The following is a 7115-nucleotide window of genomic DNA, read 5'->3' on the forward strand; positions in this document are numbered from 1 at the left end:
ACTATTAATACGGAATTTATGAAATAGAAAAAAGGAAAAAAGAAAGGTGAGCTTTCTTTTTTCCTTTTAATGACGGGATTATTTATTGTCTGCTAGGGCAGCAAATGCTCTGCCGACAGCTTCGATTGTATATTCAATATCTTCTTTTGTATGTTCTGTAGTTAAGAACCATGCCTCGTATTTAGAAGGTGCTAAGTTAATTCCTTCTTGAAGCATAAGCTTGAAGAATTTACCGAACATTTCACCGTCTGTATCTTGTGCGGCATCGTAATCTTCAATTGTATTTGTTGTGAAGTATACAGTTAAAGCCCCTTTTAGACGGTTTAATGTAATGTCGATATTATGTTTCGCTGCTTGTTCTAAAATTCCTTTTTCAAGCATTGCACCAAGTTCATCTAATTTCTCATAAAGCCCTTCTTGTTGAAGCACTTCTAGACAAGCGATACCTGATGCCATAGAAGCAGGGTTTCCTGCCATTGTACCAGCTTGGTATGCAGGTCCAAGCGGAGCAACTTGTTCCATAATTTCTTTCTTACCACCGTAAGCACCGATTGGTAAGCCGCCGCCAATAACTTTACCAAGCGCTGTTAAGTCAGGTGTCACACCAAGTAAGTCTTGAGCACCACCGTACATAAAGCGGAAAGCAGTAATAACTTCATCATAAATTACTAATGCGCCAGCTTCGTGAACAAGTTCATTCACTTTTTCAAGGAATCCTGGTTTAGGCTCTACAATACCGAAGTTTCCAACGATCGGTTCTACAAGGATAGCTGCTACTTCATGACCCCATTTATCTAAAGCCTCTTTTAAAGTTTCTACATTATTAAATGGAACAGTAATAACTTCTTGTGCAATACTTTGTGGTACGCCAGCTGAGTCAGGAGTTCCTAAAGTAGAAGGACCAGATCCAGCTGCCACAAGTACTAAATCAGAATGACCGTGGTAACAACCAGCGAATTTCATGATTTTTGTGCGACCTGTATAAGCACGAGCAACACGAATCGTTGTCATCACTGCTTCTGTACCAGAGTTTACGAAACGGACTTTATCTAATGCAGGCATTGCTTCTTTTAACATTTTTGCGAATTTTACCTCTAGCGCTGTTGGTGTTCCATAAAGTACCCCATTTTCAGCAGCTGTTGTAATTGCTTTTGTTATATGCGGATGAGCATGTCCAGTAATAATAGGACCGTATGCTGCTAAATAATCGATATATTTATTTCCGTCTACATCCCAGAAATAAGCGCCTTTCCCACGTTCCATAGCAACAGGAGCGCCGCCGCCAACTGCTTTAAAAGAACGAGAAGGACTATTAACACCGCCAACGATATGCTCTAAAGCTTCTTTATGTAATGCTTCTGACTTTGTGAATTTCACTACAATTCATCTCCTTACAAAAATCTATGTATTATTCTAACATGTTTTTCGAAAAGACGTATTGTTTGTGATAGCGAAGGCAGTTGGGTAAACTATTCGTTGTGACATTTAGGAGGGGGGTCCGATTATGAAATCGGTAATTGAGGTACAAGGGTTACGTAAAGAGTTTACAGCCTATTCAAGTCGTCCGGGCTTAAAGGGTGCATTTCGCGATTTATTAAATCGTAATTATAAAATAGTACCAGCAGTAAATGATGTATCTTTTACTGTAAAGCAAGGTGAAATGGTTGGTTATATCGGTGAGAACGGTGCTGGTAAATCAACAACAATTAAAATGCTTACGGGGATTTTAACTCCGACATCAGGGCAAATCACAGTAAATGGAATGAACCCACATAAACAAAGAGAAGAATTTGTAAGAACAATTGGTGTTGTTTTTGGACAGCGTTCGCAACTTTGGTGGGATATTGCAGTACAAGAATCGTTTCGTTTATTAAAGAAAGTGTACGGTGTATCAGACGCTCAGTATAAGGAGCATATGGAGCACGTAATTGAAACGTTAGATATAGGGCCTTTATTAGATAAACCAGTTCGAAAATTATCTCTTGGTCAAAGAATGCGTTGTGAATTAGCGGCAGCCTTAATTCATAATCCACCGTTATTATTTTTAGATGAGCCAACAATTGGGTTAGATGTACTTGTGAAATTGAAAATACGTGAATTTTTAAAAGAAATGAATGAACGTTATAAAACAACAATTTTATTAACAACACACGATATTACTGATATTGAAGCTTTATGTGAGCGCGTTATCATGCTGGATGAAGGGAATATTATGTATGACGGTTCTTTAAGTAATCTTCGTACGCAGTGGGGAGCAGAGAAGGAAATTCACTTTCAGTTTGTTGCACCAGTTTCCTATCAGGCTTTATCAATGGTTATGCCAGATAATCATGTCGTTTGGTCGAAAGCGAAAGAGGAAAATGCATGGGTTGCAAAAATTCCGAATGAAGAAGTTATTATTTCAATGCTTATTTCTAAAGTAGTACAAGCATTTCAAATTAAAGATTTAAAAATTAACGAAGTGTCTACAGAGGAAATTATTCGTAACATTTATGAAGAAGGTATTACGCATGGGTAAGTATATTGAAATGATTCGAATTCGCTTTTTAATGATGCTTGCGTATCGTACAAATTACTATAGCGGGATTTTAATTTATACGATTAATATCGGTGCTTACTATTTTTTATGGCAAGCAATTTATAGCGGAAAAGAGAATATTGAAAGTTTATCTATTTCGCAAATGACCACGTATATCGCAATCGCGTGGATGGCACGTGCCTTCTATTTTAATAATATAGATAGGGAAATTGCGATGGAGATTCAAGAAGGACGTGTGGCTGTAGAATTAATTCGTCCGTATAACTATTTGGGAATGAAAGTTATGCAAGGTCTTGGCGAGGGAATATTCCGTTTTGCCTTCTTTTCCATTCCAGGCATGGTTATCGTTACGTTATTATTTTCGTTGCAAATTACAACGAATTTTCAAACTTGGTTATATTTCTTCTTATCTTTAATATTTAGCTTTATTATTAATACACAAATTAATTTAATGACGGGAATGCTTACGTTTTTCCTATTTAATAATAGTGGAATTATGTATGCAAAACGCGTTGTTATTGATTTATTTTCAGGTCTATTATTACCAATTAGTTTTTATCCGTTATGGGCCCAAAAAGCAATGATGTTTTTACCGTTTCAGGCTATTAGTTATATTCCAAGTATGATTTTTTCTGAAGGTATACAGGGGAGTAAGTTGTATGAGGCTTTAGTATTTCAAGTGATTTGGGCGATTGTACTTATTATTCCAATTGTACTCATGTGGAGAACGGCGAGAAAACGTCTAATTGTACAAGGGGGATGATGAGATGCTATATATAAACTTATTTTTACAATATGCAAGTCAATATATAAAAACGAAATTGGAGTATCGAGGCGATTTTATCGTTGGTTTACTTTCTGATTTATCGCTTCAAGCAGTTAATTTAATATTTATTCTCGTTGTATTTGGGCATACACAAGCATTGAAGGGATGGAGTCGAGAAGAGGTAATCTTTATTTATGGTTTCTTTTTAGTACCATTTGCCATCTTTTCAGCTTTCTTTAATATATGGGATTTTAATGATCGATACATTATTAAAGGGGAGATGGATCGTGTATTAACGCGACCGATCCATAGCCTATTTCAAATTATATTAGAAAGAATGGAACTTGAATCTTTAATTGGAGCTATTACAGGGATTGTTGTAATGGGATATGCAGCTGTGGAGTTACAATTATCTTTTTACTGGTATGATTTCTTCTTATTTATATTGATGGTAGGAGGAGGAGCACTTGTATATGGAGGGATATTTGTTACGTTGGCGAGCCTTGGTTTTTGGTCGGATGCGAAAAGTTCAATTATGCCTCTTATGTATAACATAGGTAATTACGGGCGCTATCCTGTTAATATTTATAATCGTGTAATTCGTTTCATTTTAACGTTCGTTTTACCGTTTGCGTTTGTTGGAGTATATCCAGCAGCATACTTTTTAAGAAAAACAGAATGGAATAGTTATGCATTTGCGACGCCAATTGTTGGTATTATCTGTTTTACGATTGCAATCACCCTCTGGAACCAAGGGGTAAAAAGGTATCGAGGCGCGGGTAATTAATTATAGAAGCTTGTTCGTTTCTAAGGGATAAATCAGTTCTCCACCTCATACATATAAAATGAGGTGGAGGACATGTTATGGGGATTTATTCTATTAATTGCAGCAATCGCTATTTTGAAAAGTGTCCAATTATTATGGAGTTCCTATTCGGATTCAACGCGTTTTTTTTCGCTCTATAATTTGGCCACATTATTTTTAATCTATACAACAGTACTAATCGCATTTGGATTAAGTTACGTTGTATTAGAGGAAATGGGTTTCGCAGTTTTGAAAGAGGACGGAGAAAGTTTGAACGCTCATTCTTTTCAACTCGTCGAAGTTTGTTTATATTTTAGCGCAGTTACTTTATTGTCTGTTGGATATGGTGACATATCTCCGATTGGAATTGGGCGATGGATTGCAATCGCAGAAGCGCTAATTGGATATACACTCCCTTTTGCTTTTGTGATGAGGTCTGTAATAGACAATGAAAAATAAGGAAGCATTTGTTATAGTAAAGGAAAAGAGTAGGAGTGATAACTATGATTACAGTAGGAGAAATGGCACCAGAATTCACATTAGAGGGAAGTAATGGAGAAGAAGTTCGCCTAGCTGATTTCCGCGGTAAAAATGTAGTTCTCTATTTTTATCCCAAAGATATGACGCCAGGATGTACAACTGAAGCATGTGATTTTCGTGATGCGTATGGAGTATTTCAAGAGAAGGATACGGTTATTCTTGGAGTAAGTCCTGATTCAGCGAATAGACATTTGAAATTCATTGAGAAACATGAATTGCCATTTACACTTTTAGTAGATGAAGATCATAAAGTAGCAGAGTTATACGATGTTTGGAAGTTAAAAAAGAACTTTGGGAAAGAGTATATGGGAATCGAGCGTTCTACATTCCTTATTAATAAAGACGGTGAACTTGTAAAAGAGTGGCGTAAAGTGAAAGTGAAAGGACATATTGAGGATGTTCTTTCTTATATAAAATAAATCTACATTGGGGATAAAATATGCAGAAACAAGGCAAATGTCTATACATATTTTACTGCCTTACATAAAGTGGAAGTGTAGGGCATACCTCCTCAGATGATAGTATTCCAAGTGCGATTATGTCGCACTTTTTTCTATGGAATATATGAAGAAAAAAGGGAAAGATACATAAAAACAAGTCCTGAATATAAAAATAAACTACATACTTATAGTAGAAATATTGACGATTTATAAGAAAAGGAGTACACTCTTTATAAGAATTATAAAATAATAATCCGTATAGAATCGGGGTGCATGACGGTGGTCAAAGAAGAATTAAAAGAAGCGCTAGAAATGCTGAAAAATACGGGTGTACGCATTACTCCACAGCGTCATGCTATTTTAGAGTACCTTGTGGAATCAATGACGCACCCAACAGCGGATGATATTTATAAAGCATTAGAAGGTAAGTTTCCAAATATGAGTGTTGCAACTGTCTATAATAACTTACGTGTGTTTAAAGAGGTTGGACTTGTAAAGGAATTAACTTATGGAGACGCTTCAAGTAGATTTGATTATGTTACAAGTCAACATTATCATGTGATTTGCGAAAAATGTGGTAAGATTGTTGATTTTCCTTATGGAGGCTTGGAAAAGCTGGAAGAGGAAGCTGCGAAAACGACAGGCTTCGTTATCAATAGTCATCGCTTAGAAATTTATGGCGTTTGTCCAGAGTGTCATAAGGCGTAATATATAATAAAGAAAGAGGCTGACGGCTATACGTCAGCCTCTTTCTTTATTATATAAGGATTAGCGTGAGGTTAATCGGGATTTACAGTGCTAAGTTAGTAAGGAGGGTTAGATAAAAGTTTGTCGAATTTACTTTGTATTGGTGGAAATGAATTCTGGGAGGGGACATTTTGAAGAAATATGAGATTAAAAATAACATTCCAACATTGGAAGAATATAAATATTTATGTGATTCTGTGGGATGGACTAACTATATGAACTTTGAGGTGGCGGAAATATCACTTCAAAATTCGATTTACTGTATAACAGTCAAGGATAATAATCAAATCATCGGCATGGGGAGAATTGTTGGTGATGGGGCTATCTATTTCTATATTCAAGATATAGTGGTTCATCCAGAGTATCAAAAGAATGGTATTGGAAAGAAAATAATGAATACTTTAGTAGAATACTTAAATCAGAATGCTCCAGATAAAGCATTCATTGGTTTGTTTGCGTCGCAAGGTAAAACATCATTCTACGAAAAATATGATTTTAAAGATTATTCGCCTAATATGACAGGGATGTTTACTGTTATTTCGAAAAAATAGGTGTAATAAATTTAATAAAACAATTAAAAAGTTGATTTTTTAAGAAATCAACTTTTTAATGAGTTGAAACGTTTGTAGTGTTGCAAATTCGTATTTCCCTTGATACTTATGATTTATAACTCTTCTTATTATACTTTTCATCAAATTCTTTTCCTTCTAGATCTCGATCTAGTGTTAAAGGTTGATTGCAGTGCATACATGCATCGACACGGCCGAGCATTTTGGTTGGCTTATCACAGCTTGGGCAAATAATTTGGATAGTCTTAGTAGATAACATACCAATCCAAAAGTAAACGACAGTGCTAGCGATAACAGCTAAAAAGCCAACCATCATAAACGTTGTCATAATAATAATGTTTTCGCGGAAAAAGACACCTAAGTATGCAATGAAGAGGCCGATAAATACTAAACTTAATGCAAAGGTCCGGATTTTATTGATTTTGTTTGAATACTTAATGCTCATTCTCACCACGCTCCTATACTAATAATATAACATAAAATTTAGAATTTTCACTCTCGTGTAAATTGATAAAGGGATAAGATATGAAATGAATAGGAGGGGGGCCATGAAGAATGAATGGACGCTATAAGGATTTTTACAGCGGTTTTTCAGTTTTTAACGGGATGTGAAATTTTTTTATAAAAAGTATTGACCCTGTATATACTGCATGATATATTAATAACCGTCGCTGATGCGGAAACGCAGAAAACGACAAAAAAGAAATTA

General features: G+C 35.5%; 9 protein-coding genes. 7 read left to right on the top strand and 2 right to left on the bottom strand.

Going from position 1 to position 7115, the window contains the following annotated elements:
* Positions 1-78: 78 nt before the first annotated feature.
* Positions 79-1377: a glutamate-1-semialdehyde-2,1-aminomutase gene (hemL, locus tag ACXKY9_RS03355; protein ID WP_000673239.1), complete on the bottom strand. Its 1299-nt coding sequence runs from the start codon at positions 1375-1377 to the stop codon at positions 79-81.
* Positions 1378-1504: 127 nt separating this feature from the next.
* Here hemL and ACXKY9_RS03360 point away from each other — a divergent pair, with 127 nt between their 5' ends.
* The 7 genes from ACXKY9_RS03360 to ACXKY9_RS03390 all read left to right on the top strand — a co-directional run bounded on the left by ACXKY9_RS03360 (position 1505) and on the right by ACXKY9_RS03390 (position 6388).
* Positions 1505-2518 (top strand): ABC transporter ATP-binding protein, encoded by a 1014-nt coding sequence (locus ACXKY9_RS03360; protein WP_000843658.1) that lies wholly within the window; start codon positions 1505-1507, stop codon positions 2516-2518.
* Entirely contained in the window at positions 2511-3302 is a 792-nt protein-coding gene (locus ACXKY9_RS03365) for an ABC transporter permease (RefSeq protein WP_000521519.1), read from the top strand. Before ACXKY9_RS03360 ends, ACXKY9_RS03365 begins: the two co-directional genes overlap by 8 nt.
* A gap of 4 nt (positions 3303-3306) precedes the next feature.
* Complete coding sequence (locus tag ACXKY9_RS03370; RefSeq protein ID WP_000965772.1) at positions 3307-4092, top strand: ABC transporter permease; 786 nt, start codon at positions 3307-3309, stop codon at positions 4090-4092.
* 72 nt (positions 4093-4164) lie between these two features.
* Positions 4165-4569 (top strand): potassium channel family protein, encoded by a 405-nt coding sequence (locus ACXKY9_RS03375; RefSeq protein WP_000964343.1) that lies wholly within the window; start codon positions 4165-4167, stop codon positions 4567-4569.
* A gap of 44 nt (positions 4570-4613) precedes the next feature.
* Positions 4614-5069 carry a thioredoxin-dependent thiol peroxidase gene (bcp, locus tag ACXKY9_RS03380; RefSeq protein ID WP_000633710.1) on the top strand — a complete coding sequence of 152 codons (456 nt, stop codon included), beginning with the start codon at positions 4614-4616 and terminating at the stop codon, positions 5067-5069.
* Between the two features lie 300 nt (positions 5070-5369).
* Entirely contained in the window at positions 5370-5798 is a 429-nt protein-coding gene (gene perR / locus ACXKY9_RS03385) for a peroxide-responsive transcriptional repressor PerR (protein WP_000237829.1), read from the top strand.
* A gap of 170 nt (positions 5799-5968) precedes the next feature.
* Positions 5969-6388: a GNAT family N-acetyltransferase gene (locus tag ACXKY9_RS03390; protein ID WP_000759738.1), complete on the top strand. Its 420-nt coding sequence runs from the start codon at positions 5969-5971 to the stop codon at positions 6386-6388.
* A gap of 106 nt (positions 6389-6494) precedes the next feature.
* On the opposite strand, the gene ACXKY9_RS03395 is transcribed toward ACXKY9_RS03390, so the two are convergent.
* Positions 6495-6851, bottom strand: coding sequence for a YgzB family protein (locus tag ACXKY9_RS03395; protein ID WP_000025058.1), 357 nt, complete (start codon positions 6849-6851; stop codon positions 6495-6497).
* Positions 6852-7115: the final 264 nt, after the last annotated feature.

This window comes from Bacillus sp. 2175 (genome assembly GCF_057812155.1).